The sequence below is a fragment of the Pelagicoccus mobilis genome (assembly GCF_016595505.1).
GTDB lineage: Bacteria > Verrucomicrobiota > Verrucomicrobiia > Opitutales > Opitutaceae > Pelagicoccus > Pelagicoccus mobilis.
Genome location: NZ_JAENIL010000013.1, coordinates 24,332 through 49,180 on the forward strand (window position 1 = coordinate 24,332; position 24,849 = coordinate 49,180).

General features: G+C 55.4%; 27 protein-coding genes. 12 read left to right on the top strand and 15 right to left on the bottom strand.

The window, feature by feature from the left end; translation table 11 throughout:
* Nucleotides 1-325: 325 nt before the first annotated feature.
* Nucleotides 326-712: a response regulator gene (locus JIN87_RS08445; protein WP_200355110.1), complete on the bottom strand. Its 387-nt coding sequence runs from the start codon at nucleotides 710-712 to the stop codon at nucleotides 326-328.
* 224 nt (nucleotides 713-936) lie between these two features.
* Between JIN87_RS08445 and JIN87_RS08450 the strand changes: the two genes are divergently transcribed.
* Nucleotides 937-1,611, top strand: coding sequence for a TVP38/TMEM64 family protein (locus JIN87_RS08450; RefSeq protein WP_200355111.1), 675 nt, complete (start codon nucleotides 937-939; stop codon nucleotides 1,609-1,611).
* Nucleotides 1,601-2,965, top strand: coding sequence for an exodeoxyribonuclease VII large subunit (xseA, locus tag JIN87_RS08455; RefSeq protein WP_200355112.1), 1,365 nt, complete (start codon nucleotides 1,601-1,603; stop codon nucleotides 2,963-2,965). Before JIN87_RS08450 ends, xseA begins: the two co-directional genes overlap by 11 nt.
* Here xseA and JIN87_RS08460 read toward each other — a convergent pair.
* A complete protein-coding gene (locus JIN87_RS08460) occupies nucleotides 2,962-3,375 on the bottom strand; it encodes an ACT domain-containing protein (protein ID WP_200355113.1) in 414 nt (137 codons plus the stop codon). The two genes, xseA and JIN87_RS08460, sit on opposite strands and share 4 nt — an antisense overlap.
* Nucleotides 3,376-3,899: 524 nt before the next feature.
* Between JIN87_RS08460 and JIN87_RS08465 the strand changes: the two genes are divergently transcribed.
* The 3 genes from JIN87_RS08465 to JIN87_RS08475 all read left to right on the top strand — a co-directional run bounded on the left by JIN87_RS08465 (nucleotide 3,900) and on the right by JIN87_RS08475 (nucleotide 5,750).
* Nucleotides 3,900-4,520, top strand: coding sequence for an outer membrane lipoprotein (locus JIN87_RS08465; protein WP_200355114.1), 621 nt, complete (start codon nucleotides 3,900-3,902; stop codon nucleotides 4,518-4,520).
* 248 nt (nucleotides 4,521-4,768) lie between these two features.
* A complete protein-coding gene (locus tag JIN87_RS08470) occupies nucleotides 4,769-5,140 on the top strand; it encodes a glycine zipper domain-containing protein (protein WP_200355115.1) in 372 nt (123 codons plus the stop codon).
* 151 nt (nucleotides 5,141-5,291) lie between these two features.
* Nucleotides 5,292-5,750: a peroxiredoxin gene (locus tag JIN87_RS08475; RefSeq protein ID WP_200355116.1), complete on the top strand. Its 459-nt coding sequence runs from the start codon at nucleotides 5,292-5,294 to the stop codon at nucleotides 5,748-5,750.
* On the opposite strand, the gene JIN87_RS08480 is transcribed toward JIN87_RS08475, so the two are convergent.
* Nucleotides 5,730-7,340, bottom strand: a complete 1,611-nt coding sequence (locus JIN87_RS08480) for a beta-N-acetylhexosaminidase (RefSeq protein WP_200355117.1) — start codon at nucleotides 7,338-7,340, stop codon at nucleotides 5,730-5,732. The genes JIN87_RS08475 and JIN87_RS08480 overlap by 21 nt on opposite strands.
* A gap of 186 nt (nucleotides 7,341-7,526) precedes the next feature.
* Between JIN87_RS08480 and JIN87_RS08485 the strand changes: the two genes are divergently transcribed.
* Entirely contained in the window at nucleotides 7,527-8,624 is a 1,098-nt protein-coding gene (locus JIN87_RS08485; protein WP_345780788.1) for a glycoside hydrolase family 117 protein, read from the top strand.
* Nucleotides 8,625-8,643: 19 nt separating this feature from the next.
* On the opposite strand, the gene JIN87_RS08490 is transcribed toward JIN87_RS08485, so the two are convergent.
* The 4 genes from JIN87_RS08490 to JIN87_RS08505 all read right to left on the bottom strand — a co-directional run bounded on the left by JIN87_RS08490 (nucleotide 8,644) and on the right by JIN87_RS08505 (nucleotide 12,423).
* On the bottom strand, nucleotides 8,644-9,345 hold the full coding sequence (locus JIN87_RS08490; protein WP_200355118.1) for an HAD family hydrolase: 702 nt from the start codon (nucleotides 9,343-9,345) through the stop codon (nucleotides 8,644-8,646).
* Between the two features lies 1 nt (nucleotide 9,346).
* Nucleotides 9,347-10,117: a pseudouridine synthase gene (locus tag JIN87_RS08495; protein WP_200355119.1), complete on the bottom strand. Its 771-nt coding sequence runs from the start codon at nucleotides 10,115-10,117 to the stop codon at nucleotides 9,347-9,349.
* A gap of 210 nt (nucleotides 10,118-10,327) precedes the next feature.
* Nucleotides 10,328-11,317, bottom strand: a complete 990-nt coding sequence (locus tag JIN87_RS08500) for a DUF4097 family beta strand repeat-containing protein (protein WP_200355120.1) — start codon at nucleotides 11,315-11,317, stop codon at nucleotides 10,328-10,330.
* 101 nt (nucleotides 11,318-11,418) lie between these two features.
* A complete protein-coding gene (locus JIN87_RS08505) occupies nucleotides 11,419-12,423 on the bottom strand; it encodes a small ribosomal subunit Rsm22 family protein (RefSeq protein ID WP_200355121.1) in 1,005 nt (334 codons plus the stop codon).
* 107 nt (nucleotides 12,424-12,530) lie between these two features.
* Here JIN87_RS08505 and JIN87_RS08510 point away from each other — a divergent pair, with 107 nt between their 5' ends.
* Complete coding sequence (locus tag JIN87_RS08510; RefSeq protein WP_200355122.1) at nucleotides 12,531-14,267, top strand: ABC transporter ATP-binding protein; 1,737 nt, start codon at nucleotides 12,531-12,533, stop codon at nucleotides 14,265-14,267.
* Nucleotides 14,268-14,305: 38 nt separating this feature from the next.
* Here JIN87_RS08510 and JIN87_RS08515 read toward each other — a convergent pair whose 3' ends face one another.
* Both JIN87_RS08515 and JIN87_RS08520 read right to left on the bottom strand, forming a co-directional pair.
* Nucleotides 14,306-15,373, bottom strand: coding sequence for a tRNA dihydrouridine synthase (locus JIN87_RS08515; RefSeq protein WP_200355123.1), 1,068 nt, complete (start codon nucleotides 15,371-15,373; stop codon nucleotides 14,306-14,308).
* 55 nt (nucleotides 15,374-15,428) lie between these two features.
* Nucleotides 15,429-15,836, bottom strand: a complete 408-nt coding sequence (locus JIN87_RS08520; protein ID WP_200355124.1) for a DUF1801 domain-containing protein — start codon at nucleotides 15,834-15,836, stop codon at nucleotides 15,429-15,431.
* A 175-nt stretch (nucleotides 15,837-16,011) separates the two neighbouring features.
* On the opposite strand from JIN87_RS08520, the gene JIN87_RS08525 reads away from it, so the two are divergent.
* From JIN87_RS08525 to JIN87_RS08535, 3 genes are read left to right on the top strand one after another with little or no spacing between them, the layout of a single operon-like run.
* Entirely contained in the window at nucleotides 16,012-16,584 is a 573-nt protein-coding gene (locus tag JIN87_RS08525; protein WP_200355125.1) for an RNA polymerase sigma factor, read from the top strand.
* Nucleotides 16,581-17,336, top strand: coding sequence for a HEAT repeat domain-containing protein (locus JIN87_RS08530; RefSeq protein ID WP_200355126.1), 756 nt, complete (start codon nucleotides 16,581-16,583; stop codon nucleotides 17,334-17,336). Before JIN87_RS08525 ends, JIN87_RS08530 begins: the two co-directional genes overlap by 4 nt.
* A gap of 18 nt (nucleotides 17,337-17,354) precedes the next feature.
* Nucleotides 17,355-18,113 carry a DUF4097 family beta strand repeat-containing protein gene (locus JIN87_RS08535; protein WP_200355127.1) on the top strand — a complete coding sequence of 253 codons (759 nt, stop codon included), beginning with the start codon at nucleotides 17,355-17,357 and terminating at the stop codon, nucleotides 18,111-18,113.
* Between the two features lie 89 nt (nucleotides 18,114-18,202).
* On the opposite strand, the gene JIN87_RS08540 is transcribed toward JIN87_RS08535, so the two are convergent.
* The 4 genes from JIN87_RS08540 to JIN87_RS08555 all read right to left on the bottom strand — a co-directional run bounded on the left by JIN87_RS08540 (nucleotide 18,203) and on the right by JIN87_RS08555 (nucleotide 21,136).
* Nucleotides 18,203-18,940 (bottom strand): LytR/AlgR family response regulator transcription factor, encoded by a 738-nt coding sequence (locus JIN87_RS08540; protein WP_200355128.1) that lies wholly within the window; start codon nucleotides 18,938-18,940, stop codon nucleotides 18,203-18,205.
* A 100-nt stretch (nucleotides 18,941-19,040) separates the two neighbouring features.
* Entirely contained in the window at nucleotides 19,041-19,859 is an 819-nt protein-coding gene (locus tag JIN87_RS08545; RefSeq protein ID WP_200355129.1) for a 3-keto-disaccharide hydrolase, read from the bottom strand.
* 34 nt (nucleotides 19,860-19,893) lie between these two features.
* Nucleotides 19,894-20,961: a sensor histidine kinase gene (locus JIN87_RS08550; RefSeq protein WP_200355130.1), complete on the bottom strand. Its 1,068-nt coding sequence runs from the start codon at nucleotides 20,959-20,961 to the stop codon at nucleotides 19,894-19,896.
* Between the two features lie 7 nt (nucleotides 20,962-20,968).
* A complete protein-coding gene (locus JIN87_RS08555) occupies nucleotides 20,969-21,136 on the bottom strand; it encodes a hypothetical protein (protein ID WP_200355131.1) in 168 nt (55 codons plus the stop codon).
* A 112-nt stretch (nucleotides 21,137-21,248) separates the two neighbouring features.
* Here JIN87_RS08555 and JIN87_RS08560 point away from each other — a divergent pair, with 112 nt between their 5' ends.
* Nucleotides 21,249-21,755 (top strand): hypothetical protein, encoded by a 507-nt coding sequence (locus JIN87_RS08560; RefSeq protein ID WP_200355132.1) that lies wholly within the window; start codon nucleotides 21,249-21,251, stop codon nucleotides 21,753-21,755.
* 39 nt (nucleotides 21,756-21,794) lie between these two features.
* Here the strand turns inward: JIN87_RS08560 and JIN87_RS08565 are convergent, their stop codons facing one another.
* The gene (locus JIN87_RS08565; RefSeq protein ID WP_200355133.1) at nucleotides 21,795-22,658 is read right to left on the bottom strand and encodes an alpha/beta fold hydrolase; all 864 of its coding nucleotides are present in this window, start codon (nucleotides 22,656-22,658) and stop codon (nucleotides 21,795-21,797) included.
* 125 nt (nucleotides 22,659-22,783) lie between these two features.
* On the opposite strand from JIN87_RS08565, the gene JIN87_RS08570 reads away from it, so the two are divergent.
* The gene (locus tag JIN87_RS08570) at nucleotides 22,784-23,425 is read left to right on the top strand and encodes a LysE family translocator (protein WP_200355134.1); all 642 of its coding nucleotides are present in this window, start codon (nucleotides 22,784-22,786) and stop codon (nucleotides 23,423-23,425) included.
* A 15-nt stretch (nucleotides 23,426-23,440) separates the two neighbouring features.
* Here JIN87_RS08570 and JIN87_RS08575 read toward each other — a convergent pair whose 3' ends face one another.
* Nucleotides 23,441-24,796 carry an aminotransferase-like domain-containing protein gene (locus JIN87_RS08575; protein ID WP_200355135.1) on the bottom strand — a complete coding sequence of 452 codons (1,356 nt, stop codon included), beginning with the start codon at nucleotides 24,794-24,796 and terminating at the stop codon, nucleotides 23,441-23,443.
* Nucleotides 24,797-24,849: the final 53 nt, after the last annotated feature.

Sequence of the window (24,849 nt, forward strand, 5' to 3'; positions counted from 1 at the left end):
TCGGAAGAATCCATTTAAGATAATGTCGTAGACGGCGATAGACGTTGTGGGGATCTCTGAGTTTCCCTGACCAGAAAGGATTCTGATTAAATCACAACGAGCATGGAACAGCTCTATCCAAGAAACATTTTAGAACGGCACTATCCGGTACTGCGTGAACAGCGGGAAAGGGAAGAGCGTGCGGAAGAGGAAGAGGAGGCGCAGCGTCGGGCTGAGGATCTTTTCTTTCTCGAGTCGCATGGGGCCGCTTTGCATGAAAACGATCCGCTAAGGGGTGGGTCTGTAGGTCGTAGGCTCAATACTATCGCCTAGGGGATCGAAAACCTTAGGATTGTTTTTCGAGTCCTGCTTGGACTGTGGCGATGAGCTCGCCAGCGGAGAAGGGTTTAGGGATGAGGCCGGCGACTTCGCGGCTGCCGAGCCGTTCTTTTATTTCCTCCCCGAAGATGCCGCTCATGGCAAAAACGGAGAGGTCGGGAGAGATGGCCCGCAGCTTGTCGTAGAGGTCTTCGCCGAAGGAATCTTCGAGATTCATGTCTAGCATGCAGCCAACGATGCTGTCTTTGTGGGTGGAGAGTATCTGGACGGCGCTGCGAGCGTCTGCGGCTTCGAAGGTTTTGAAGTCGATGGTGCCAAGGATGGCTTGGAGGACCGCTCTGATTCCCTCTTCGTCGTCGACGATTAAAATGGCTCCCTTCTCTGCTGATTGCATATAGTCTTTGTTCGGTTAAAAACTCGTTAAGTAAAGCCTTTGCGGCGGAAATCGGGCAATTCACTAGTTTTCTTGCCCGGAGCACAGTGCTTGCCCTGATGTCACCACATGCTGAATACGGTTGTTTCGTTTTGCTGCTGACTCGTCTTCTGAGGGGGCTTTGTGTTGAGGAGGGTGATAGTTTGGTTGCGTTCGCCTGTTTGGGCTGCGATTGCTTGCTTCGAATGAAGCCTTCTCGAGTCCAACTTTTAATCCTATTCGCTCTTCTGTTTGCGGGAGGGCTGGTCCTGGTTTTGGCTTGGCCGTATCGCGATCAATTGACGCGTGAAAGTCTGGAGGCCCTGATCGAGGGGGTCGCGGCGATGGGGCCATGGGTCTTTTTCGGGCTGATGGCGGTGCTTCCTTTGTTTTGGATGCCCGCTTCCCCGTTTCTGTTTTTGGCCCCTGTGTTTGGCTTGCAAACGGCGGTATTGGGATCGGCTTGCGCTCTGAGTGTGAACCTTCTGATCGCCTGGTTTGTATCCGGGAAGTGGTTTCGGCCTTTGTTTGTGCGGATCGTTTCGCGATTCGGATATTCCGTGCCCGAGGTATCCAGCAAAAGCATGGTTGGGGTGGCGGTGTTGTTGAGGATTACGCCGGGGGTGCCGTTCCCGTTGCAGAACTATCTTCTGGGACTGGCTCGCATGCCTTTGCCAAAGTATTTGGGAGTTTCATTGCCTATCGTATGGGCGACATCGGCGAGCATCATTGTTTTGGGCGAATCGGTGCTGACTGGAAATGTGCAGTTGGCTTTGATCGCGATCGCGGCGGCGATTTGCGTGGCTTTTGCACTGAAGTACTGGAGAGGGCGTCTTCAGGCGAAATCGATAATGGAGGAAGGTCTGGAGAATGGCTCTTGAGGATTTGTTTGACGACGTTCCCAAGGTAACGGTCACCCAGTATACGGCGGCGATAAAGAAGACCTTGGAGAAGCGGATTCCCCCTGCGTGGGTGATGGGGGAAATCTCGAATTTGAGGGCTCAATCATCGGGACATCTGTACTTTTCCTTGAAGGATGCGGGGGCTCAGGTTCCGGCGGTGATGTTTCGCGGGCAGGCGTCTCGTTTGAGGTTCAAGCCGCGTGATGGGATGCAGGTTCTAGCGTTTGGAGAAATCAGCGTTTACGAACCGCACGGACGATACCAGTTGATCGTTCGCGAGTTGGAGGAAAGCGGAGAGGGAAGGCTGTACCGTGAGTTTGAGCGATTGAAGCGAAAGCTGGCAGGAGAAGGACTTTTCGAACAAGAGAGCAAAAAGCCGTTTCCTGTTTTGCCTTTGAAGGTGGCGATTGTGACGTCCCCCACGGGGGCGGCTTTGCAGGATTTCGTGCGGATATTGAAGCGGCGTTCTTGGGGAGGGACTCTGCATGTGTATCCGGTGAAGGTTCAGGGGGCAGGATCGGCAGAGGAGATTGAAGCGGCGATTCGCTACGCTAACGAATTGGGCGGCTATGATCTTATTGTTATTTCACGAGGTGGAGGGAGCATTGAGGATCTTTGGTCCTTCAATGAAGAGAGGGTTGCTCGTGCGGTATTTGAAAGTGTGATACCGGTTGTTTCAGGGGTCGGCCACGAGATCGACTTTACGCTTGGGGACTTTGCGGCTGACGTGCGAGCGGAAACGCCGTCCGGCGCGGCGGAGATGATCAGCACTGCGTATATCGAGACGGTCGATCGCTTGGAGTTGGCTCGATCCGAACTAGAGGATTTGGCGGCAGAGAGGTTAGAGCAGCTTCGGAACGACTTGGATCGGAAAAGGCTGGGGCTTAAATCGGCCTCACCTGTTGGAGCTCTTGAACGATCGTTTTTACGTATCGACGAACTGGGTACTCGCTTTGAGGGGGCTTATCGGTCTGCGGTTTTTAGCAAAAGAGATCGGTTCCGCTCGCTGGAAAGGCGGGTGCTTGCCCATGACGTTTCCCAAGCTTTGGGACAATGGCGGGAACGCTTGGATCGGCTTGAGCGTCGACTCGACCGAAGTTTGGTGGAAAAGGCGGGAGCCTTGCGAGCTCGACTGGACGTGCTGGGCGCGACCTTGGGAGCGTTGAGTCCACGGGCGACTTTGGAGCGCGGCTACGCAATCTTAGAGAACGAGGCTGGCCAACCGATCACGGGGGTGGCTGCGGTCGAGCAAGGCGCTGGGGTGCGGGCTGCCTTGAGCGATGGCGCTCTCGACTTGAGAGTGGAGAAGGTGAGGCGCCAGGAGGAGGTCTAGGCGGCGACTTGGATCTCGGTTAGGACTCGAGTTGCCAGGTGGATGTTCGAGACCTTGAGGATGAGGCGAGAGCCGGCGCCTTCTTCGTCTACGCTGGCGTACATGTAGTCGATGTTGATGCCGCTGTCTGAGAAGGCTTTGGTGAGGAAGGCGAGGCGTCCCTTGCTGTCTTGGAGACGGATGGAGAGGACTTCATCGACTTCTACGGCATAGCCTTGCTCTTCGAGGGAGCGTTTAGCGGCGACAGGGTCGCAGGCGGTGAATCTGAATTTCCCTTCGTGAGCGCTTTCGCTGATGGTGAGGGCGTTTAGGCTGACGTCGTGCGCTGCGAGGGTATCGCTGAGCTCGGCGATCGCGCCGGGGGTGTTTTCGATGGCAACGCTTATTTGGGTCTTAACTTCGAAGTTCATTGTCTGGGGGCTTGCTTATGAAGTCAGGCGGAATGAGGGAGGGTTCCGCGGTTGGGGGCAAAAATAAAACCGGAGCGAATCGCTCCGGTTTGAAAGAGAAATGGCTATTTGTAGCGCTCAGTCAAGGGAGGATCCGAAGGAAAGCTCACGGCGGGTGAAGTGTCTGGCCACACGGTCATGTCGCACGAGGCTTCTTAGTTGCGGTCGCTCGAAGTTGACGCTTGAGCCGCCTTGGTTCGCTGCTCTGCTTGATGGGCTGAAGATGCGCAAAGGAGGGTTGAAGCTGGACGGGGTATTTTCTTTGAGGTCGTTCATGTGAGGTGTGTAGTAAGTTAGAAGATAGAGACGTTATTCGTAGACCTTTGTTCTGTAAACAGTTGCGCGGTGAATTTCTTTTTTTCGGTCTGGATTTATCTGTTTTTGACTAAATTCGTGTGAAGCGGGGAGCTCATTGGAGAAACTACTTAGCTTGACAATATGCTTTGCTGATAGTGTTGTCTCGGTATAACCCGCAGCCTGCCGCTATGCTCTTTCGTGCTCTGTTACCCTTCGCGCTCTCGGTTCTTTTCAGCGTCCTTGTTGGAGGCTGTGCTTCTAGCGCTCCTACAAAGTCGACCTATCCCGTGACGCATGCCGGATCGATCCAGCGTGTGGAAGACGGTACGGTGGTGACGGTGCGGCAGGTGAAGATCGACGGAGTCGCTACCAACATGGGAGCGATTGTGGGTGCGGGAGTTGGCACTGCGGTGGGCGCGATTTCAGTACCCTTGGAGACTAAGACGACCGTGCATGAATCGTCCCCGGGCGTGATCAGCATCAATGAGAGCAGCAATCGACACGAGAGTACGGCTGCCATGGCTGTGGGGGGCGCCGTAGGGATGGTCGTTGGCCAGAAAGTCGAAAAGATGATGACTGCGAAAAGGGCCCAGGAATTGACGATTGCCCTCGATAGCGGTGAGACGGTTTTGGTGGTTCAGGAGTATCGGGAACCTGCCTTTTACGAGGATGAGCGGGTCAAGCTCTACACGACCCGGACGGGAGACTCGATCGTGTATCATGCCCATGACGATCCTAGCATGGACCCGGATACGAACGCGTATCTGGTGGGGGATGAAGGCGAGGAGTTTGAGCCTGTTGAGTTTTAGGCGATCAGGGGGCGTTAGGCGTCTCTCATCGCGTGACAAGCACGCTCCCACCTTGGCTGCGGGCTGATTGGTGAATCCATTCGAAGGGTCCGTCGCGTACTGGTTTAGCGATGGAAACGAACAACGTTGCAAAGACGTGGTGCGCGATGCGTTGCCTGGTAGGCCTTTGTTGTGTCGCTCTTCTGTACGGTTGCTCATCGTCGAATTACGAGACAGTGCCCCGAGGCTCCTCTGGCAAAATCCAGAGTGTGAATGCCGGTACAGTTGTCGCTACTCGCGATGTGGTGATCGAAGGCGAAGCGACTTACGTGGGGCATTCGAGTGGAGCTATAATGGGTTCGGCGGTCGGTCAGACGGTCGGCAAGGGCTCTGGACGAACGCTTGCTGCTGCGGGAGGAGCCGTGGTGGGTGGTCTTGTTGGCGGCGCCGTTGAGAAGGAACTCAGCAAAAAGCACGCTCAGGAGCTAACGGTGAGTTTGGACGATGGCGGCACGGTCGTCGTGGTTCAGGAACGGAAGGCTCCGGGCTTCGTGGAGGGCGATCGGGTGAGTGTCACCCATGCTCCTTCAGGAGAGGCTTATGTCTCGCACGCGCATTACGAAACGGACGGGATCTACTGACATGATCAGAATGGGAGGAAATATCCTGTTTCGTTAACTGCGGAGGTAGCTAGGAGCTGCCTCCGCTTTTTTTCTACGAGCGAGAGTATATAGGTTTTGCTGTTTTCGTGTTGAATGAAAGCGTTGTGAGGTTGGGATCGTTGCATTAGATATGGGGTTGTCAGTTGGAGATATTGCTCCGGATTTTTGTTTGGAGTCGAGTGGTGGTGGTGTGGTGTCGTCGAATGATCTGAGAGGACAGTGCTTCGTTTTGTACTTTTATCCTAAGGATTTCACTTCGGTGTGCACGGCTGAGGCGTGTTCGTTTCGGGATCAATTTGCCGATTTGCGAGACTTGGATGTGACTGTGTTTGGGGTGAGTCGTGATGATTTGGATACGCATCGAAAGTTCAAGGAGGAGTACGATCTACCCTTCGAGCTGCTCTCGGATCCTGATGGGAAGACGGCAAAGGCGTATGGGGCTCGAGTGCCGCTTCTAGGGGTAACAAAGCGAGTTACTTATCTCGTCAACGGCGAGGGGCGGATCGCTGCGGTGCATGAGGAAATGTTTGGAGACGCCTCGCATGTGAATGCGGTGCTCTCTGCTCTTTCAAAGGGGGAAGTGCGCTAGGCTTTCATCAAGTCCGCCCGGGCGGTTGCGTGCTAGCCAATGGTGTTCGAACTCTTCGAGAAGGTCGGGGGCGAGTTTGGCGGGCAGTTTGTTTTGGCAGAGTGATAAACCCTTTTGAGCAGCGTAGACTAGAAGATTTCGGGCGAGGTTTAGCTCTCCTTCCACGGTCAAGGACTTCAAGCCTTCCAGCGAAATCTGAAGTTCGTGGGGTGATAGCGAGTCTGCGAGTGAAGCGAAGTCTTTTGAGGGGGCAAAGAGGATCTTGTTTAGCCAGCTTGCGTTGTGGAGGTACGTTTTGAATCCGCTGGCTATGGAGCTGAGTTCCTCAATCGCCTCGTATTCAGAAAGTGATAACGGGTGAGGGATGAGCTGAGTGGCGATAGCTTTTTGATCGAGTGAATCGCTTTTCTTGTTCCAGCTCGCTCCGGCCGTTTGGAGGATAGGGAGGACGCTGAGTTTGTGTGATTGGTGGTGTCCGTTGTCTCCCCAGTCGGTGAGTAAGATACCTTTTGCTCCGAAACGTGTGGCGTTTTCGATAGCGGCCGAGATGTTTGGGCGAGCTGTGTAGAGGCGGCCGCCGATGCTGTTCCAAGTTGAGGTACCTGGCACGACATAGAAATCGACGCCGGACGCCTGCATGGCCTGGCATTGTTCGGGAAAGGGGTGGCTGGTCTCGTAGCCCCAAAGGAGGGCGGTTGTCTTTTGGGGGAGTTCTTTGGCGAGTTCTGGTTCGTTCAGGATTATATCTCCCCAGAATTGAGTTTTGAGTCCGCGGTCCTCTACTTTTTTTTGGATACGCTTTAGGTGGTCGAGATAGACGCGTGTTTTCCCTTTTTCTGCAACGCTTTCTTTCGAGTATCCTTGGCCGAGTTCCCAAGGTTCGTCTCCGCCGATATTGAGGGTACGGCTTGTGAAATTGGGGAGTAGTTCTTGGAAGAGTGTGTCAACGAAATCAGCGGAATCCTGTGTCGGCTTGAGGGTGCTTCCTGTTTCCTTCCAGCCTGCGATTGGATGTTCGAAGCCGTTGGGAGACTCCGCAAGGTGCAAGTAGGCTGGATGCTTGAGCCAGCGTTCCATGTGTCCGAAGGAATTTTGATTGGGAACCAGTTCTATGTATCTGTCGCGACAATACGCGTCCAGTTCTCGGATTTCCGTGGCTGTCAGAGGGGACGAGTCCTGCCAGACCGATTGATGCTCGGAATAGGCGAAGGTGTGTTCGGTGTAGAGTTGAAGCTGGTTGAACTTTAGCGATGCGAGCAGATCAACCAGTTGGAGCAAGGATCGACGGGTGGGGACTTTGCAGCGCGAGATGTCGAGCATGTACCCGCGGATTGGTAGATCCGGCCAGTCCTCGATCTCTAGGCAGGGGAGTTCTTGGGGGGATTGATTGGAGATCTGCTTAAGAGTCGTTTGGGCGTGAAACGCGGAGGCGGGTGTGGAGGCTACGATTTTGATTCCGGCTTTGGATATGGACAGCTTGTATCCATTGGTCGGAGCAACTTGCGGATCTATTTTTATCTCAGGGGTGGCCGAGAGGGGGCAGTTTCCGGGGAGGAGTTGAAGGCGTTGAGGTTGAGGAAAGAGGTGCATCGCGTTCGCTAGAGCAGCTTTGCCATTTAAATGTGTAAAGCAAGTTCCCCTTGGGTTGGATTCAGATTGCGCGCAATCTGCCGTTTTAGTTGGATTGGAAACATCGCTATGAAACTACCCGTTATTGCTACTACCCTTGTTACAATCAGTCTTCTGGGCCTTGCCGGCTGCGGAGACTCCAGCTCGATGGAGGAGACTGTTTACAGCGATGAGCTGTACGATGAGCTTGGGATCACTAATCCGGACAAGCTTAGTGCGGCTTCAAAACGCGCGTTGGAATGGCCGGACAGCGGTGAGGAGTGGTATTTCCAGCATAAGGTCTACGATTTAAAAGGCGACTTTGCTTACGAGGAAGGTGTGGTTCGACGAGATCCGAGCGCGATCATAGAGGTGGATGGAAAATATTTCACGTGGTACACGCGGAGCACGGGCGAGACTCAGGGCTTCGATGGGGACGTGCTCAACGACAAGGTTTTCCCATGGGATCGATGTGATATCTGGATGGCTACGTCTGAAGACGGAATCACGTGGAAGGAAGAGGGGCTTGCGGTGCCGCGCGGCGAGCCGGGTGAGTATGACGATCGTTCGGTTTTTACGGTGGAGATAATGGTTTGGGAAGGGAAGTACTACCTCTGCTACCAGACGGTGAAGCACCCGTACAACAAGCGGGTTAAGAATCAGGTGGGGCTTGCCTGGTCCGACTCGCCTTATGGGCCGTGGACGAAGAGTAAGGAGCCAATCCTCAGTCCTGCGGATAATGGAGTCTGGAAGGGCGACGATTGGAATGATCGCCGCAGTGTGTTGAAGAAGGGGGACTTCGATAGCCACAAGGTTCACGACCCATGCATTTTGCCCTTCAATGGAAAGTTCTACCTTTACTACAAGGGAGAGCAGATGGGGGAGAAGGTCACTTGGGGCGGTCGCCAGATTCGACATGGGGTAGCGATTGCGGACAATCCGTTGGGGCCGTATGTGAAATCTGACTACAACCCGATCAGCAATAGCGGGCACGAGATTTGCGTTTGGCCTTACAATGGTGGGATTGCCTCTTTGATCACGACTGATGGTCCGGAGCGAAACACGGTGCAGTGGGCGCCTGATGGGATTAACTTCGAGATTAGGGGGGCCGTGAAAGATGCGCCGCACGCGATTGGCATTAATCGCTCTCTGGACAATGAGAAGGAGCCGACCGAAGCGTTACGCTGGGGGTTGACCCATGAGTACAAGAGCTGGAATTGGCAGTACATCCGAGGGTTCAAGACTTATCGCTTGAAGCGGAAGTAGCTGACCGTTGGAAGCCGGTTTACTTGAGCGAATCAAGTAGGCCGGGTAGCTGTTTGATGGATGGCAACTCGTGGAAACGAGAGTGGTTGTCGGGGGCGTTTTCTACGCGTTCGTGCTCCCAGGTGAGGTGGTATGGGATGTAGGCTGCGTAGCCTCCGAGATCGAGCACGGGGAGGATGTCGGATTTCAGGGAATTGCCGACCATGAGAAGCTTTTGTGGATCGATGCCAAGACGGTGGAAGACGCGGTCGTAGGTTTCTACGTTTTTGTCGGAAACGACTTCGGCGTGCTCGAAGTGGTGTGCGAGCCCGGACATGGCGATCTTGCGTTCTTGGTCGCGCAGGTCGCCTTTGGTGATGAGGATGAGTTGGTACTGGGAGGCGAGTGTGGCGACTGTTTCTTTTACGCCTTCGAGCAGCTCGACTGGGTGGCGTAGCATTTCTTGGCCGAAGTGGATGATGCGCTTGAGCTCTTCGGCGGAGATTGAGCCTTTGGTCAGTTCGATCGCTGTTTCGATGCTGGAGAGCATGAAGCTCTTTACCCCGTAGCCGTAGAGCTCGAGGTTGCGCATCTCGGTGCTGAAGAGCGTTTTTTCGACTGTTTTGGCGTCGTGGAATTCGGAGAGGAGTTCGCAGTATTTGCTGTGATGTTCCTCGAAGAGGTTTTCGTTGTGCCAAAGCGTGTCGTCCGCGTCGAAGGCGATGGTGGAGATCTGGCTCATATCAGGTGGTGGCTAGCTCGGTGCGTGAGAGAGCTGATAGGAAGCTGTCTTCCGGCTGGCAAGTGATTTGGACGAGCTTGTCCTGAAAGGGATGTTGAAACTCGACCTGGGTTGCGGCGAGGAGCAGTCGATGGATGTCCAGGTTTTCGCGGGCGAGTTTGTTGGTCTTGTTGCAGCCGTGGCGGACGTCGCCGACGATCGGGTAGCGGATGTGGGCGAGGTGCCTGCGGATTTGGTGGCGGCGCCCGGTGTGCGGGAAGAGCTCGACGAGGGAAAAACGGGATGTCGCGTATCTTTCAGTTGGATACGGTAGTTCGGAGATGGCGAGGCGTTTGAAGTCGGTGTGGGCGTCTTGGGTTTCAGCGGATTTTTTGTGGCCGTCGAGGTCTTCGTATTTGTGGAGTGGCGAGTCTATGGTACCGGAGGTCGGGATGTGGCCGCGTACCACGGCTTGGTAGGTCTTTTGAACTTTGCGTTCTTGGAAGAGGATGCTGAGGGCGGTGCCGGCTTCGTCGTCGAGTCCGAAGAGGAGAATGCCTGAGGTGGGGCGATCGATGCGGTGTGCGGGGTAGACGTGCTGGCCGATTTGGTCGCGTAGGAGCTGGATGGCGAAGCGGGTTTCGCGTTTGTCGATCGGACTGCGGTGCACGAGCAGCCCTGATGGCTTGTGGATCGCGATGTATCGATCATCGCGATACAGTATCTCGAGGGGCGGTTCTGGGGCGGGAGTGTGATCTGTGGTTGGCGAGTTGATGATGTCTACGAATGACACGAAATAGTGCGAATGAAATTCTAAACTTCAGTTTGGTGCACTTGATTGTCGTGGGAGCGTGCTTGTCACGCGATCCAATCTTTCGAGTGACAAGCACGCTCCTACCTCACGAAAAAGCCCGCATCGTCGATGCGGGCTCCCTCCTTATCATCTGCTGTTGCTATATTTTATAGCCGTACTGGACTGAAAGTTGGTTCCTGGGTGTTGCGCTTAGATTTCGCTGACGCGGACTCGGCCGCCGTGGGTGGTCATGGTGACCTTGGGGCCGCCGCCGTTGATGTTGCCTTCTATTTTCTTGTTGTTGAAAGAGCCTTGGAATTGACCGCTGTGGTCGAGGGAGACGCCGCCGCCGTTAGCTTTGGCGTAGAGCTCGAAGGCTTGGTCTTTGGGGAGGTGGATGGTGACGCTGCCGCCGGAAGTGCTGAGTTTGGCGGGTGCTGACATGCCTTCTCTCAAAGTGGCGTTTACGTTGCCGCCTGAGGTGGTGAGTACGAGGGGCTCGACGAGCTTGCTCTTGACCTGAGCGCTGATGTGTCCGCCGGAGGTATGCGCTTCGAGGGCGGTTACTTGGCCGTCGATGTTTATGTTGCCTCCGGATGTGTGGAGGTCGGCTTTGCCGGTGATGTTGTTGGCGTTGATGTTTCCTCCGGAGGTGTGGGCCTTGGTGTTGCCTTGAATTTCGCGTAGTCGGATGTTTCCGCCGGAAGTGGTGAGTTTGAGGGGGCCGGCGATGTCGGAGGCATTGATGTTGCCGCCTGAGGTATTGAGGGTGAGAGCGGCTTGGACTGCTTCGGCGTCGATGTTGCCGCCGCTGGTGCGAACTTTTGTTTCCAGATTGGAGGGGATGTGAAGGGTGGCTGATTTGTAGCCTTTGTTGTTCGATCCCCAGGAGAGCCAGCCGCCTTTGTCCTTTTCGTATTCGATCTTGATGACAAGCGTGTCGCCGTTGCGATCGATGGTTTGGGTGATCTTGTCGGGATCGAAACCGCTGAGCGGTTCTTCTAGCTCCAGCTCGAGGTCGGATCGGTCGGATCCGATGATGTCGATGTTGGATTTCGAGATGTGGAACTCGAGCTTGCTGATGCCGTCGAGCTCGTGGTTTTGGATTTCATCGGCTTGAACGAGGCCGATTGAGAACGTGAGGCTTGAAAGCAGGGCCGAGATGGCGAGGAGCGGTTTGGAAAGGAGATTGGTTTTCATGAGCAAGATTGTGTTTCTGGCTCATGTATACTCGGCTTGCTGGAGGAGGTTACGGGATAATTTGAAAATGATTTTGGCAACGACGGAGCGTTGCCCTCCGGTTATAGTTGCTCGCCGGATTTTAGGCGGCCGTTCGAGTCGTCGATCTCGTGCCAGCGGTAGAGGCTTCTGGTCTGCTCTTTCTTGAGGATTTTCCAGAGCTGCTTGTCTTCGCGTTTTTGCAGCTCGAGCTCGCGTAGGCCTTGGGCGTCGCAGCTGAGAAGGCGGGTGTAGCCTTTGAATTGACGAGGGCGGCCGATCAGACGCGACCCGCCTTCGCCAAGGCTACGGTGTGGCGAGGGCGTCTCGACAGCCTTCTTCTGCAGGGCGAGGAAGCTGTAGGGGAGGGAGCGGAGATCGATCTCCATGGTTTGGGAGAAGCGGGACCAGAAGCCTTCGGTGAATGCTTCGATGGGGGGCTTGCCGAAGAAGTGGCACCAGTGGCGTTGGTTGTCTTCGGTGAGCATGGGACAGGTGTCGCAGTGGGTGCAGGGAGCGAGAGCTTGGAAATCGCCGCGCAAGGCTTGGCGTTGGGCGATGAGCTTGCGGCTGGCGGAGTGGTCTCCTGGCTCTACGAAGAGGATTTGGGAGGCGGAACGGAGTTGTTGGGAGAGGTTTTGCTGGGCCTCGTGGCCGAGTTCGTTGACGGCGTGGGAGATGAGGGTGAGGGCATTTTGAGGGATGACGGATGAGGTGTGAACTTCGACCTCTAGACTTGGGTAGGCGTCTTGGATAGTTTTCTTGGCGAACTGGCAGGCTAGGCTTGAGTGGTCCCAGAGGAGTACCTTGTCGAAGAGGTGGGGGCCGAAGAATTCGAGGAAGCGTAGGCTGGCGATGCCTGAACCGCAACCCCAGTCGAAGAGCGTGCGGGAGGCGGGGGCGAAGCCGGCTTGTTTGACGGATTCCAGGGCGCTGTCCCATTTCCAGCCGATGCGAGCGGCGAATGTGGCGTGGTAGTGGCGGAGGTCGTCTTCGCTTTGCCAGTAGACGCCGGGGGTGGAGCCGGTCGAGAGGAAGCGGCTGCGGAGGCGTTCGAGGGTGTCCCAGTTGATGTCGATTTCTTGCATGGAAAGGCGGAAGTGAAGAGCGAAAAGCGAAGTGTGAAAAGTGAAAAGGATATTGGGGGTTCTGAGCTTGTGTTGAATCAGGTGGTGGTCTGAATCGTTCTGATTCGATGAAGACGATTTGGAGAGTTTCGAGTTACTTGTTTCGGTACAAGTGGATGTTTTGGGGGACGCTTGCCTTGGCGATCGGGAGTACCGGCTTCTATCTGGTCGTGCCGAAGGTGGCGGGGTATATCGTGAATCGGTTGACTTCCCAGCAAGGGATTGACGGGTACTGGCTCCTCGTCGGGACGCTGATTGGCTGTTTTGCGATGCGCGAGACGCTTAATTCCTTGAGGATTCGGTTGAACAACGTCCTGGAGCAGAAGGTGCTGATCGACTTGCGGACGGACTTGCACAAGAAGCTGCTGAACCTGCCGGTTCGCTATTTCGACACGCGTAAGTCTGGGGATATCGCTTCCCGCGTGATCGAGGACGTGCAAAATGTGGAGCGGGTGATTCTCGATGGGACGGAGCAGGGAAGCACGGCGATGCTTACTTTGATCGGGGTGACGGGGATGATGTTCTATTCCGAACCGCGTCTGGCGGCATTGATGATATTGCCGATTCCGATCATGGTGGTGCTGTCGCGACTGCACTTCAAGACGCAGAGCGTGAATTGGCGCAAGGTTCGCGAGGCTTCCGGGGAGTTGAGTTCGCTTTTGATCGAGGACATCCAGGGGAATCGCTTGATCAACTCTTTCGCCCTTAAGGAGCGGGAGCAGAAGCGCTTCACGGAGAAGGCGGAGGAGTTGCGTCGCTACACTTTGAAGGGGATGTTCCGCTGGTCCCTGCACGGCCCTGTGAACGGTTTTATCGTGAGCATGGGCACGGTCGCGGTGGTGGGCTATGGTGGGTACCTGACTTTCACGGAGCCGGAGACGTTCAAGACGGGGGACCTGGTGGAGTACTTGCTGTTTTGCTACATGCTTTATCAGCCGCTGACATTGATCTCGTCGCTGAACAATATGTTGGCGACCGGGAAGGCTTCGGCGGAGCGTGTGTTCGATTTGCTGGATTTCGATATCGATATTAAGGATCCGGATACGCCGAAGGCGTTTCCCGAGACTCCGCTGGAAGTGCAGTTCGCTTCGGTGGATTTCAAATACACGGAGCGGGCTAATTTATTGTCGGACTTTTCCCTCACCATGCCGGCTGGCAAGGTGACGGCTCTTGTGGGCCATACGGGCGCGGGCAAGTCGACGGTGGCGAACCTTTTGCAACGCTACTACGATGTGAGCGAGGGCTCTGTTTCTCTCAATGGAGTCGATGTACGAGAGCTTACTTTGAAGGCGCTCCGTTCAAACATAGGCATGGTGGCGCAGGATCCGTTTTTGTTCGATGGAACGGTGAGAGATAACCTGTTGCTGGCTCGCGAGGACGCGACGGAAGAGGAGCTGGTGCAGGCTCTCGAAGGGGCGTGCGCTTGGGAGTTCGTATCCAAGCTTCCGGACGGGATGGATACTTTGATCGGGGAGCGCGGCATCCGTTTGAGTATGGGGGAGAAGCAGCGTTTGACGATTGCCCGCGTGATTTTGAGAAATCCTCCGCTGGTGATTCTCGACGAAGCGACTTCTGCGGTAGATACTTTGACGGAGGCGAAGATTCAGGCCGCGGTGGATAACTTGGTGAAGGAACGCACGACCCTTGTGATCGCTCACCGCTTATCGACTGTTTTGAAAGCCGACAAGATTGTTGTTCTCGATCAAGGGCGTATCATCGAAACGGGTACGCATGACGAGCTGCTGCATATCGACGGACATTATGCGAACCTCTGGAAGGTGCAGAGCGATTTGATCGCTGATTGATAGCAGGAGTGGCCGTTGCGGACAACGGCCGCTACCGTTCAAGACTCGCGATTGGGTCGGGCGATGACGCCTGGGTAGGGCTCGGCGGCGAAGAGATGCTCGGGGCCTTCGGGCATGTGTCGGTCGCAGATTCCAAAAAGGTCTGCCTTGGTTTTTGCCCGTCTCATTTCGTAGAGGAACTTTCCTTCGGGGTCCACGCCTTGGCCGACGAAGTTGAGGTATTTTTTCATCTTAGCAACTTGGCGAAGCTCAGGAGCGTCCGGTTTCGCAACGGCGTGGTAGAGCTTTTTGATATACTGGTTGACCTCTTGAAGTGTGATCTTGGATACGGGCTGACCGTTTTGCTCTTCGCGGATTTGGCGGAAAATCCATGGGTTGCGAATGGCGTGTCGACCGATCATCACGCCCGCGGCGCCGGTGTAGTCGAGCACCCAGCGGGCCTTGGCGGCGGAGGTGACGTCGCCGTTGGCGAGGAGGGGGCAATCGACGCGCTCTACGGCTTGCTTGATGCAGTCGTAGTGGACCTCGCTGCGGTACATCTCTTTAACGGTGCGGCCGTGAAGGGAGAGGAGGTCGACTTGGTGCTTGTTGACGAGGTCGAGGATGGTTTCGAAATTTTGCGTATCCTCGAAGCCGATACGCATCTTCACGGTGAAGAGTCCGGGGCACGTTTCGCGTAGGGCGCCGAGGACGCGGTCTATTTTTTGTGGATCGCGCAGGAGGCCGCCTCCGCATTGTTTTTTGTAAACGGTTGGGGAGGGGCATCCCATGTTGAGGTCGACGCCGGCGATGGGGTGGTTTTGCAGGTCCTTGGCGGCTCGCACTAGGTGGTCGATGTCCTCGCCGATCATCTGGGCGAAGACGGGGCGGCCGGTATTGTTTTCGACTACGGCTTCGAGGATGTGCTTTTCGAGGCGGGACTGGGAGTGGACGCGGAAGTATTCGGTGACGAAGTAGTCGGGGGCGCCGCAGTCGGCGATGACTGCCATGAAGGGGCGGTCGGTGACGTCTTGCATGGGAGCGAGCGCCGTGAGGGGCAGCCCCGCTTGAATGGGTGCGGGGAGCGGGTGGCTGGATTTTGCGCTGCTTGAAATCGGTTCGCTCATGGGCAAGGGCGAAGGGAATGGAGGCTGTGCTGGGAAATGTGAAGTTTGAAATGGCCTAGGCTTCGGAGCAGATGTCTGCGGTGGCGGCTTTTTGGATGAGTTCTTGGAGGATGGTTTCGTCTATGTCGGAGAGGCGTTTGATGTTGAGGCAGCAGCTGCCGGTCTTGTGCTTGCCGAGCTGGGCGAGCAAGTCGCCGTAGTCATCGAAGCCCGCCATGAGGTAGATGGAGAGGTATTGCTTGCGAGGGGAGACGCCGATGCGGAACCAATCGCCTTCGCGGCCGGTGGCGTAGCGGTAGTGGTAGGATCCGTAGCCGACGATGGCGTCGCCCCACATGTAGGGTTTGGCGGCGGTGGCGGCCTTCATCCAGCGGCAGATGGTTTTGGTGTCTTTGCGTTTTTGCGGGTCTTCGATGGCGTTGAGGAAGGCGGGGACGCTGGCGTTGTTTTTCTGGGTCTTCATCTTTCTGAGGGACGGGAGCGGAGTTTGGCGGGATTTTACGAAGATATGGGGTGTTGCGGCGTGTCGCAAGCGACAGGGCTACAAGGGCTTGTTATGTGAGCGAGTTTTTGTTGGAAATCGTGTAACGCTATCGTTTGGCGGCAGTAGTCCTAGGCGAACAGAAGAATTCGATTCAGTGGATACGGTAGATGATAACAGATTGATGACGGCGGTCCGGGACGGGGATCTGGACGGGATTGGCGTTTTGTTTGAGAGATATCACGCTCCGCTGGTCGGATACTTTCGCAGAATGTGCGGAAGCTCGGAGCTGAGCGAGGACCTGGCTCAGGAGACGTTTTGGCGGATCTTGAGGTATCGCAGGACTTACGACGCGAGCCGGCCTTTTCGCGCTTGGATGTACCAGATAGCCCGTAATCTCATGTATGATCATGCCAAGAAACAGAAGTCGGCGAACCGTGTTTTTGACGACCGGGTGGAGGTCGATTCCGAGAGCTTCGCTCAGCCCGATTGCGATGTAGGGCGCGAGGTGGAGCGTGCCGATAGCAAGGAGCTTTTGAAGCAGGCGCTTGCCAAGCTGCCATTGGAGAAGCGGGAGCTGATCGTGATGTGCCGTTTTGAGGAAATGCCGTATGCGGAGATCGCTCCGATGTTTAACTGCAGCGTGGGTACGTTGAAGGTGCGTCTTTTTCGGGCGCTGCAGGATTTGAAAATTGTATTTGAAGAATTGGGAGGAAAGCAAATCGCATGAAGGACCAAGAGAAGAAAGCGTTCATCGACCGTTTACGAAAAGGTCAGGAATTGATCGATCCGTCTCGGGAGGAAAAGGAGATCGCGAGTTTGTGGGACCAGCTCGGTGAGTTGGATGAGCCGGCTCAGGTGGATGAGGAGAGCGTATCCGATTTTCAGGATAAGCTGGTCCAGTATCGCCAAGGGTGGCAGGCTGCTCTGGATAAGGAGCGGGAGATTGCCCCGGCTACGGCAGGTGGGCAGCGTCCGGTTTGGGTAGCGTTCAGCTACGGTTTGGTTGCTTGTGTGGCGGCTGTGTTAGCGATCGGTGGATACGCTGGATTTAACTTCGTGCAGCGAGCGAACGATTTGGAGGCGGAGCTACGCAGCACGCAGGAAACGCTTGCTTTGTCGCTGCTTGAGCAATCTTCGCCATCGAAACGGTTGGCGGGATTGGCGACCGTTTCGAAAATTGGCGAACCGAGTCCGGTCTTGCGGGAATCGGTGGTGCGGACGTTTGACGGCGAGTCGAACTTGAACGTTCGCTTGGCGGCGGTATCGGTGTTGAGCTTGTTGCCGAGGGAAGAGGCTTTGTCGGTTTTGCTCGCTCGTTTGGAGCGTGAGAGCTCGCCGGTGGTGCAGCTGGAGATTTTGAGGCAAGTGGTCGAGCTCGTGGGCGAAGATTCGGACGCGGATCTGAGCGAACGGATTGAGTCGATCCCGATGGAGCCACGCGTGCGCAGCTTGTGGGAAGAGAAATTCAAGGGTATTTAAAAATTGGAGACTATTAGGATGAAAATTGTTTTTAAGTTAGTGGGACTGCTGGTCCTGGGGTTTGGTGGGGTGACGCTTTTATCGGCGGATGAGCTTTGGTTTGAGGGAAAGACACAGGAGCTCGCAGTAGAGGAGGGGGCGGATATCATGCTCTCGGTATCGAGCGAGGACGGTGATATTCGAGTGGTCGGCGAGGACCGTGGATCGATCGAGGTGACATTGTCAGATTTTAAAGCGGATGATCCGAAGCGTAACCGGGCGGCGATCATGTTTACGGAGGACAATGGCTTTGTCCGCGTGAAGTTGAATCTGGTCGGGAAGCTCCGGAAGACGGATATTGTGATCAGGGTTCCGCAGCGCATCTCGATGCGGCTGAACTCGGTTGATGGAGATTTGCGAGTAGACGATGTTGTGGGTGAGTTGGATGTGTCGGCTGTGGACGGCGATGTGGTTCTGCAGGAAGTTGAGGGCGGTATTGTTGCGAACTCTGTAGATGGAGACATCCGTATCATTCTATCCGATACGGGTTTTAAGAGTCCGATCTCAATGGTGACGGTGGATGGACATGTGCATCTGGTGACGCCTTCCAACTTTCATGCGGACTTTTCGGCCTCGACGATCGATGGGACATTCAAGTCGGACCTGGAGTATCGGGTGAAGGGGGGCGGCAAGAATTTTTGGGGCGATGGCGTCAATATGAACGGCCAGTTTGGTGAGGGTGGCCCGCCGCTGTCGATGAAGACGATCGATGGGAGCATCTTTGTGAAAGAGAAGTAGCGGGCGAGGGGCAATGACGGAGCAACAGCCGAGGGCAGCTAGGTTTCGCTCGGATCTAGGCTCCACGGCAATGACGGAGCATTGCCCTCCTAGAGGCTGGTGAGCTCTTTGAACTTGCTGGCTTGGCGGCGGGAGATTTCGACTTCTTCGCCTGCGGAGAGGGTGAGTTTGAGTCCGCCGGAAAACCAGGGCTCGATGCCGGAGATGTGCTTGAGGTTGACGATCTGTTGGCGGTTGGCTCGGAAGAACTGGCCGGGATCGAGTCGCTCTTCGAGTTGGTTGAGCGTCTTGGGGATTGTGGGCCGGTTATCGGCGAAATGGATACGGGTGTAGCTGCCTTCGATTTCGAGGAGGCGGATGTCGGCGACTTTGACGAACCAGCAGCGGTCTCCGTCTTTTACGAAGACTTGGGAGGCGGAGGTGAGCGGGGCTGGTTGATGGGAGCTTGCATCGCGGCTCGCCGGGCCGTCGAGCCCTACCGTCGATTGTGTCATCTTTTCTAGGGCGGTGGCGAGGCGGTCCGTTTGGATGGGTTTTTGCAGGTAGTCGAGGGCGTTGTATTCGAAGGCTTTGAGCGCGTATTGGTCGTAGGCGGTGGTGAAGATCACTTGCGGGGCTTCGTCGAGTTCTTCGAGGATTTCGAAGCCGTCTTTTCCGGGAAGGTGGATATCAAGAAAAAGCAGCTCGGGTTGGAGCTTCTTGATTTGGGCGATCGCTTCGTCGGCGTTTTCCGCTTCGCCGACTATCTCGATGGAGTCGAAGGCTTTGAGTAGGCCTTTGAGCTCTTGGCGAGCGAGGCGGGAGTCTTCGACGATGAAGGCGCGCATTTCCGAAGGCAGAATTGGGTTCCGGGAATAAGGCGTGACGTGGTGGTCACGCCTTTCGTTTTCGTATGGCTGTGGCCGTTGGGACAACGGCCGCTACCATTTACTTTTTGGCTTTTAGTTCGGGGAGGATGGTGCGGTCGTTGATTTCCTCGCCGTCGAGTTCGCGAAGCCAGATATTGCGGAATGAGACGGCGTCGGTGTGGTCTTGCAGGGAGATCGGCTGCTTGACGGGGTGAGCCTTGTATTCAGGGAGTCCGCGGAAAATAGTTGGTCCGTAGAGCTCGGCGTCTAGTTGGGTGAGGACGCCGTTGATGAATGTTGTCATGCGGGCTGGCGATTTGAGGGAGCCGTCTGCATGGAAGCGGGGAGCGATGTAGATGACGTCGTAGGTGGACCATTCGCCGGGCTTGCGAGCTGGGTTCGCGAGCGGCGGGAACTGTTTGTAGAGAGAGCCGAGTTGGCCGTTGGCGTAGGTTTCGTTCTGGTAGGAGTCGAGGATCTGGGTTTCGTAGCGACCGCCGCCGAAGAAGAGTCCGCTGTTGCCGCGACCTTGACCATTGCCGTCGACGACTTCCGGGGAGCGGAACTCGAGGTGGAATTGGACGTCTCCGAAGGATTGCTTTGTGCGTAGGCCGTTGTTGGTCTTCGGCTTTTGTGGGGCGATGGTGACGATGCCGTCGGCTACGATCCATTCGTTTTCGGCCTTTGGATTGGTGTGTTCCCAGGCGTCGAGGTTGCTCCCGTCGAAGAGGACGATCGCGTCTGAGGGGATTCCGCTGGAGGGGACGTCAACCACTTGGACTTTAGGCTCCCACTGCTCGGTGAGCTTTGGATCGGGCTTTTCTTCGTCCTTGGCGAGGCAGGATGTGGCTACGGCCACGCTTAGGAAAGTGATAAGGGCAGGGGTGTGCTTGATCATATTACAAGTGAAGTCGCAGCTATCCGGCGCTTTTTCAAGGAATTTGAACGGGACTTGTTGGGATGCGTATGGTGGCGAAAACGCGTACGTTTTGCTCGCGAAGGCTGAGGCTCGCGGATTTGCCGTGGAGGAGGTGGAGGCGGTTGCGAACGTTTTGCAGGCCGACGCCGGTGGATTGCGGATTGGGCGCGGAGAGCGAACCTGTATTGGATACTTCGATCGTTAGCTCTGTATTTAAATTTTGGATAGAGATGGAGATTTCCCCTCCTTTTGGCCTCCGGGCGAGGCCGTGCTTGATGGCGTTTTCGACAAGGATCTGGATTGCCATAGGGGGGATCTCGGCGTTTTCGCATTCCGTGGGGCAATCGATGTTGTAGCTGAGCCGCTCTTCCATGTGGATTTTTTCTAGGTCCAAGTAGTCTTTCACGACCGTTAGCTCTTCGGCCAATTGGATGCGTTCGGCTTTGTTTGACTGGATTGAGCTACGCAGAAGGTCGGAGAGTTTGGTGATGGCGTCGCGCGCTTTTTCGGAGTCTTCCAGGACGAGGGCGCGAATGTTGTTGAGGCAGTTGAAGATGAAATGGGGATTGATCTGGGCTTTGAGGGCGATGAGTTCTGCGTCTTTCACGGCCGCTTGCAGGCGCCATTTCTCGATTTCCTCGGATTTGTAGTTCCGGATGGCTTGGTAGCTGAAGTAGGCGAGTGACCAGAGCATGAGGATGATCTGGGTCTGGAAAATGTAGATGACGAGGAAGGTTATGCTGTACGGCTTTTCGGGAGTGAAGAGGTCGAGCGGCCAGTACATCAGCAGCGAAACGAGGAGTTGGCTGCAGGTGGAAATGAGGAGGGTGGCTCCGAGGAGGCGGAGGATGAGGCGTCCGAATGAGAGCTGGTGCCAATGCTTTCCACGAGCGTAGTTGCGGAGGAAATGGGTGGAGAGAAAGAGGAGCCCAGATCCGAAGATGGCGATGGTTGCGACTTTGGTGGCGGATACGTCGCTGTTGAATCGGATGTTTGTGGCGTATCCGATTGTGGCATACGAGAGCCATCCGAGTATCTGGAGTGTCCAGTAGGTTTTGCTTGGTTTGGCGAGGGAAGGCATGCTGGTGTCAGGGGGTAAGTTTGGGGATGCGGGCTTTCATGCCGTTGGCGGCGAGTAGAAGCCAGACCATAATGGGCGGGACGAAGCTCTCGAGAGACTTTCCGAGGAGAAAGGCGATGTACATGAGGATGGCCAATGTGAGTGCGGAGGCGATTAGCGTTTTTAACTGTTTCATAGTTTGTTGAATGTTGAGAGCTCTGTTTCAGCTTGCAGGCGAGGAGTGAGCTTGCAGCGTGTAGGTCATGTTTTTGCGAGCGTTATGGATTTGTTTGGCGGCAGTTCTACTGATGTCGGACACCATTGCAGGCGAGTTGTCGAACGGGCGGTTTGCTCCGAGACGTCCTGGCGAGCCCTCTTCACGGGAGCGTTGGCAGCAGCCAAGGCAGGTTCGGAGCTACTCCTATCAGCAGCCGGCTCAGACGCGTCGTTACAGCAACTCGTACGTCGCTCCGCCGGTAGCGAGACCGATGACCTATGCTCAACCGGCTTACACTCCTCGTCAGCGCTTCGCTCCGACGCGCCCGAGCGATGCGAGGGCGAAAAAGGGACGTAGCAAGAGAATGACTACAGCTACGGTGAAGACGGCTTATAACATTTATAAGGGCTATCATTCGATTAAGCAGGCGACGGCGACGGCCCAAGCACGAACGGCGGAGCAGTTGTTTGTGGAGGCGGTCGAGGATACGACAAGCCCTCCGACGGTGGCGAAGATCATTACTTATCCGATCAAGCTCGTTGCCAACGTGGTAGTGGAAGTCGTGCGTACGGTGACGGTCGATTTGTGGAAATACTAGGAGAGGCTCCGAGTGGGCTTGGGATTGTTTGGGCCATCTTTAGAGAATCGTATCCAGTTCTTGGTAAAAAAGGTCGGGGTCGTCCCACATGATGAAGTGCTTTCCCTTTTCGCTCATGACGAGGCGGTAGTTCGGGTGTTTGGCGTATTGGGAGTCGAAGATCGCTGCGGTTGATTCTTTGGTGGATCCGAATTGGGAGTAGCCGTACCAAGCGCCCAGTACGGTGGTGGGTGTTTTGATATTGGATACGGTCTCGCGTAGGTCGGTGGTGTTTAACTCGAACATGGCTTGGGCTACGGTGGGGCCATGACTCGAAGCGGAGAGTTTGATCGCTCGTTCGATGTTTTCTGAAGAGGTGACCATCATCTGTAGCATCATACGGAGTTGGGCTTCGTTTTGTCCGCTCTGGCTCATCATTCTTCGTTGGGCGTCGGCTTGGGGTTTCATGCTGTCTACGGTGGCGTGGGGATTCATCGCTGCAGGGAGGAAGGGAAGGCTGTCGACGATGAGGAGATGGGAGGCGAGATTTGGTTGCTCGGATGCCAATGATAGTGCGAGGAAACCGCCGAGACTGTGTCCGACAATTATGGCGGAGTTTAAGTTTTGCTCCCGAATGTAGGCGGCGAGATCGCTCTTTACGGTTTCGAGAAAATTGGAGGTGTCAGCGAGTGGGGCGGTTTTTGCGAAACCAGCGATGGAAAGCACGTGGCATTCGTTCGAACCAGAGTACTGGGAGACTGCTTCGTTCCACACGGATCCATCGCAGGCTAGACCGGGGATGAAGATGATGGGTCGTCCTGAGCCGGTCACTTCGACTTGGAAACTGCGATCGGCAGAAGCGATGCTTGCGATCGTGAGGGAGAGGAGGAGAGGGATAATCTTGGAGATACGTCTTAAGTTCATGCTTCGGAACTTGGATGATCAGGCTGGTTTTGTGGCGGCTTTTTGTGGGAACGGTCGAAAACGGCAGGTGAGCGGTAGCTGAGATAATGCTGGCAGGTGGGGACCTATGGTGAGAGATAGGTCCCGTGTTTGAGCTATCGCAGTGGTTGGTTTTTATCGGGGCGTGTCTCGCCTTGGTCGCAGTGCCGGGACCGGCGGTGATCTTCATTGTGGCTCGTAGCGTGTCGGATGGTCTGCGAGTGGGACTGGTGACAGCTGCGGGGATTGGGCTCGGAAATCTAACCCATGCCATCGCAGCTGCTTTTGGAGTGTCGGCAGTTGTTGCTTCGATTCCTTGGGCGATGGATGCGGTGCGTTATCTTGGAGCCGCTTACCTGATTTACTTGGGCCTTCGAGGGCTGTTGGCTCGTAGTAAAGGAAATGAGGGTGCGACGAAGGAAGAGTCGTCACTAAAGTCCAAGCGACGTTCGGACTTCGCGAAGGGTTACTTCGTGGCCTTGCTCAATCCGAAGGTGATCTTGTTTCTACTAGCGTTCTTGCCCCAGTTTGTGAGTCAGGCCGATGGCGAATTCTGGTTGCAACTGTTGGTTTTGGGGTGCTCCTTTGTATTCATCGGCTGGATAGGTGACAGCACCTGGGCTTTACTTGCTGGATCTGTCTCAGCTCGATTGCGGAAAGGGGCAGGTGAACGAGCATGGGTGAAAGTGGTGCCGGCTGTGGTGTTTATTGGTTTGGGGATAATGACAGCCTTTGCGGAGTTGGGATGAGGCGTGGGACGGTTTCTACCTCAATATTGTTACCAACTCCTCGAGTCCACGTTCAAGGTCTTCGATGCTTTCGGGGGCGCTAAGGGAGAGACGGACGGTGTTGGATTGGCTGGCTGGTCCGACTAGGAACTGATCACCGTTGGTCACTTTGACATCATGTTCCGCAGCTTCTCGGACGAAGTCGCTCGCGTTCCAGTTTTCAGGGAGTTCGAGCCATGCGAAGTAGCCGTAGGTTTGTTGCTGAACTTTGAAACGGCGTAGTTTCTTTTTTGCTAGGAGGTTACGTCGTTTGGCCTCTGCCTTCTTGAGCTCCATCGTGGTATCGGCAGTGCCGCTTTGCAGCAAGCGACGAGCGATTTCGGCAGTCAAGGGGGCAGGCATATAGGTGAAGTCGGCGATTGCTTGCTCTACACGTTTGACGAGTTTGGAGGGACTGCTGACGTAAGCGACTCGAAGCCCGGCAGCTACGATCTTCGAGAGACTCCCAATGAAGAAGGTCTGCTCCGGTGCGAGTTTGAATAGAGGTGTGAGTGGTCCTTCGCTGAAGAGTCCGTAGGCTTCGTCCTCGACGATAATGAGTTTTTGGCCTATTGCGATATCCGCCAGTTGGATACGGCGTTTTTCGCTCATCTGAGCTGCCGTCGGGTTTTGGCAATTGGGCATGCAGTAGAGCGCTTTGATCTTTTGCTTTTTGCAGGCTCGCTTCAGCGAGGTAGGGAGCATGCCTTCTCGATCCATCTTGATCGGGATGAGTTTTATACCCAAGCGCCGAGCGAGCGTTTTGAAAAGGGGATAGCTGTATTGCTCCACTGCAATAGCGTCGCCTGGCTTGAGAGCAGCGCTGAGAATTACGGCGAGGGCATGTTGGCCTCCGACCGAGAGTGAAATGTTATCAGAATGTGTATCCACACCGTAACGACGGAGCCACTCTACTCCGGTTTCACGATCGATCAAGCGACCACGAGAGGGGAAATAGCGCAATAGGGATTGCAGGTCCGGGGAACTGGATAGTTTTGCCAATGTAGGGCCGAGCTCGGGGTCGAGAGCATGTAGCGGAAGGGTGAGGCCCATGTTGACTGCGTTGTTTGGGATGTCTTCGGGATTCTGGAAGGAGCGTTCGGGTTCGACTGCACCATTCACAAAACTGCCGCGTCCAGTCTCGCCACGAATGAGCCCGCGCTGGGCGGCCTCTGCGTAGGCTCGGGTGATTGTGCCGACGGTTACGCCAAGATCGTCAGCGAGTGAGCGATGAGTCGGAAGTTGGAACCCTGCGGGGATAGTCCCTCGGGCGATGTCGGCTTCAAGCGCGTCGGCAATGGCTCGGTAGCGTGGGCCAGGGAAAGGGCTTAGGTCAGGGGTCCACATTGTCATGGTGACAATAAGGACATTGACGATGGATTGTGTCAATTGTCATCATTCTCCAC

Excerpts from the sequence above, each read along its gene's own strand:
- JIN87_RS08535 (WP_200355127.1), top strand. The coding sequence starts at position 17,355 with ATGAAAATTGTTTTTAAGTTAGTGGGACTGCTGGTCCTGGGGTTTGGT.
- JIN87_RS08555 (WP_200355131.1), bottom strand. The coding sequence starts at position 21,136 with ATGAAACAGTTAAAAACGCTAATCGCCTCCGCACTCACATTGGCCATC.
- JIN87_RS08505 (WP_200355121.1), bottom strand. The coding sequence starts at position 12,423 with ATGCAAGAAATCGACATCAACTGGGACACCCTCGAACGCCTCCGCAGC.
- JIN87_RS08520 (WP_200355124.1), bottom strand. The coding sequence starts at position 15,836 with ATGAAGACCCAGAAAAACAACGCCAGCGTCCCCGCCTTCCTCAACGCC.
- JIN87_RS08460 (WP_200355113.1), bottom strand. The coding sequence starts at position 3,375 with ATGAACTTCGAAGTTAAGACCCAAATAAGCGTTGCCATCGAAAACACC.
- JIN87_RS08530 (WP_200355126.1), top strand. The coding sequence starts at position 16,581 with ATGAAGGACCAAGAGAAGAAAGCGTTCATCGACCGTTTACGAAAAGGT.
- JIN87_RS08540 (WP_200355128.1), bottom strand. The coding sequence starts at position 18,940 with ATGCGCGCCTTCATCGTCGAAGACTCCCGCCTCGCTCGCCAAGAGCTC.
- JIN87_RS08575 (WP_200355135.1), bottom strand. The coding sequence starts at position 24,796 with ATGACAATGTGGACCCCTGACCTAAGCCCTTTCCCTGGCCCACGCTAC.
- JIN87_RS08500 (WP_200355120.1), bottom strand. The coding sequence starts at position 11,317 with ATGAAAACCAATCTCCTTTCCAAACCGCTCCTCGCCATCTCGGCCCTG.
- JIN87_RS08565 (WP_200355133.1), bottom strand. The coding sequence starts at position 22,658 with ATGAACTTAAGACGTATCTCCAAGATTATCCCTCTCCTCCTCTCCCTC.
- JIN87_RS08465 (WP_200355114.1), top strand. The coding sequence starts at position 3,900 with ATGCTCTTTCGTGCTCTGTTACCCTTCGCGCTCTCGGTTCTTTTCAGC.
- JIN87_RS08485 (WP_345780788.1), top strand. The coding sequence starts at position 7,527 with ATGGAGGAGACTGTTTACAGCGATGAGCTGTACGATGAGCTTGGGATC.
- JIN87_RS08450 (WP_200355111.1), top strand. The coding sequence starts at position 937 with ATGAAGCCTTCTCGAGTCCAACTTTTAATCCTATTCGCTCTTCTGTTT.
- JIN87_RS08510 (WP_200355122.1), top strand. The coding sequence starts at position 12,531 with ATGAAGACGATTTGGAGAGTTTCGAGTTACTTGTTTCGGTACAAGTGG.
- xseA (WP_200355112.1), top strand. The coding sequence starts at position 1,601 with ATGGCTCTTGAGGATTTGTTTGACGACGTTCCCAAGGTAACGGTCACC.
- JIN87_RS08550 (WP_200355130.1), bottom strand. The coding sequence starts at position 20,961 with ATGCCTTCCCTCGCCAAACCAAGCAAAACCTACTGGACACTCCAGATA.
- JIN87_RS08545 (WP_200355129.1), bottom strand. The coding sequence starts at position 19,859 with ATGATCAAGCACACCCCTGCCCTTATCACTTTCCTAAGCGTGGCCGTA.
- JIN87_RS08515 (WP_200355123.1), bottom strand. The coding sequence starts at position 15,373 with ATGAGCGAACCGATTTCAAGCAGCGCAAAATCCAGCCACCCGCTCCCC.
- JIN87_RS08490 (WP_200355118.1), bottom strand. The coding sequence starts at position 9,345 with ATGAGCCAGATCTCCACCATCGCCTTCGACGCGGACGACACGCTTTGG.
- JIN87_RS08480 (WP_200355117.1), bottom strand. The coding sequence starts at position 7,340 with ATGCACCTCTTTCCTCAACCTCAACGCCTTCAACTCCTCCCCGGAAAC.
- JIN87_RS08445 (WP_200355110.1), bottom strand. The coding sequence starts at position 712 with ATGCAATCAGCAGAGAAGGGAGCCATTTTAATCGTCGACGACGAAGAG.
- JIN87_RS08475 (WP_200355116.1), top strand. The coding sequence starts at position 5,292 with ATGGGGTTGTCAGTTGGAGATATTGCTCCGGATTTTTGTTTGGAGTCG.
- JIN87_RS08560 (WP_200355132.1), top strand. The coding sequence starts at position 21,249 with ATGTCGGACACCATTGCAGGCGAGTTGTCGAACGGGCGGTTTGCTCCG.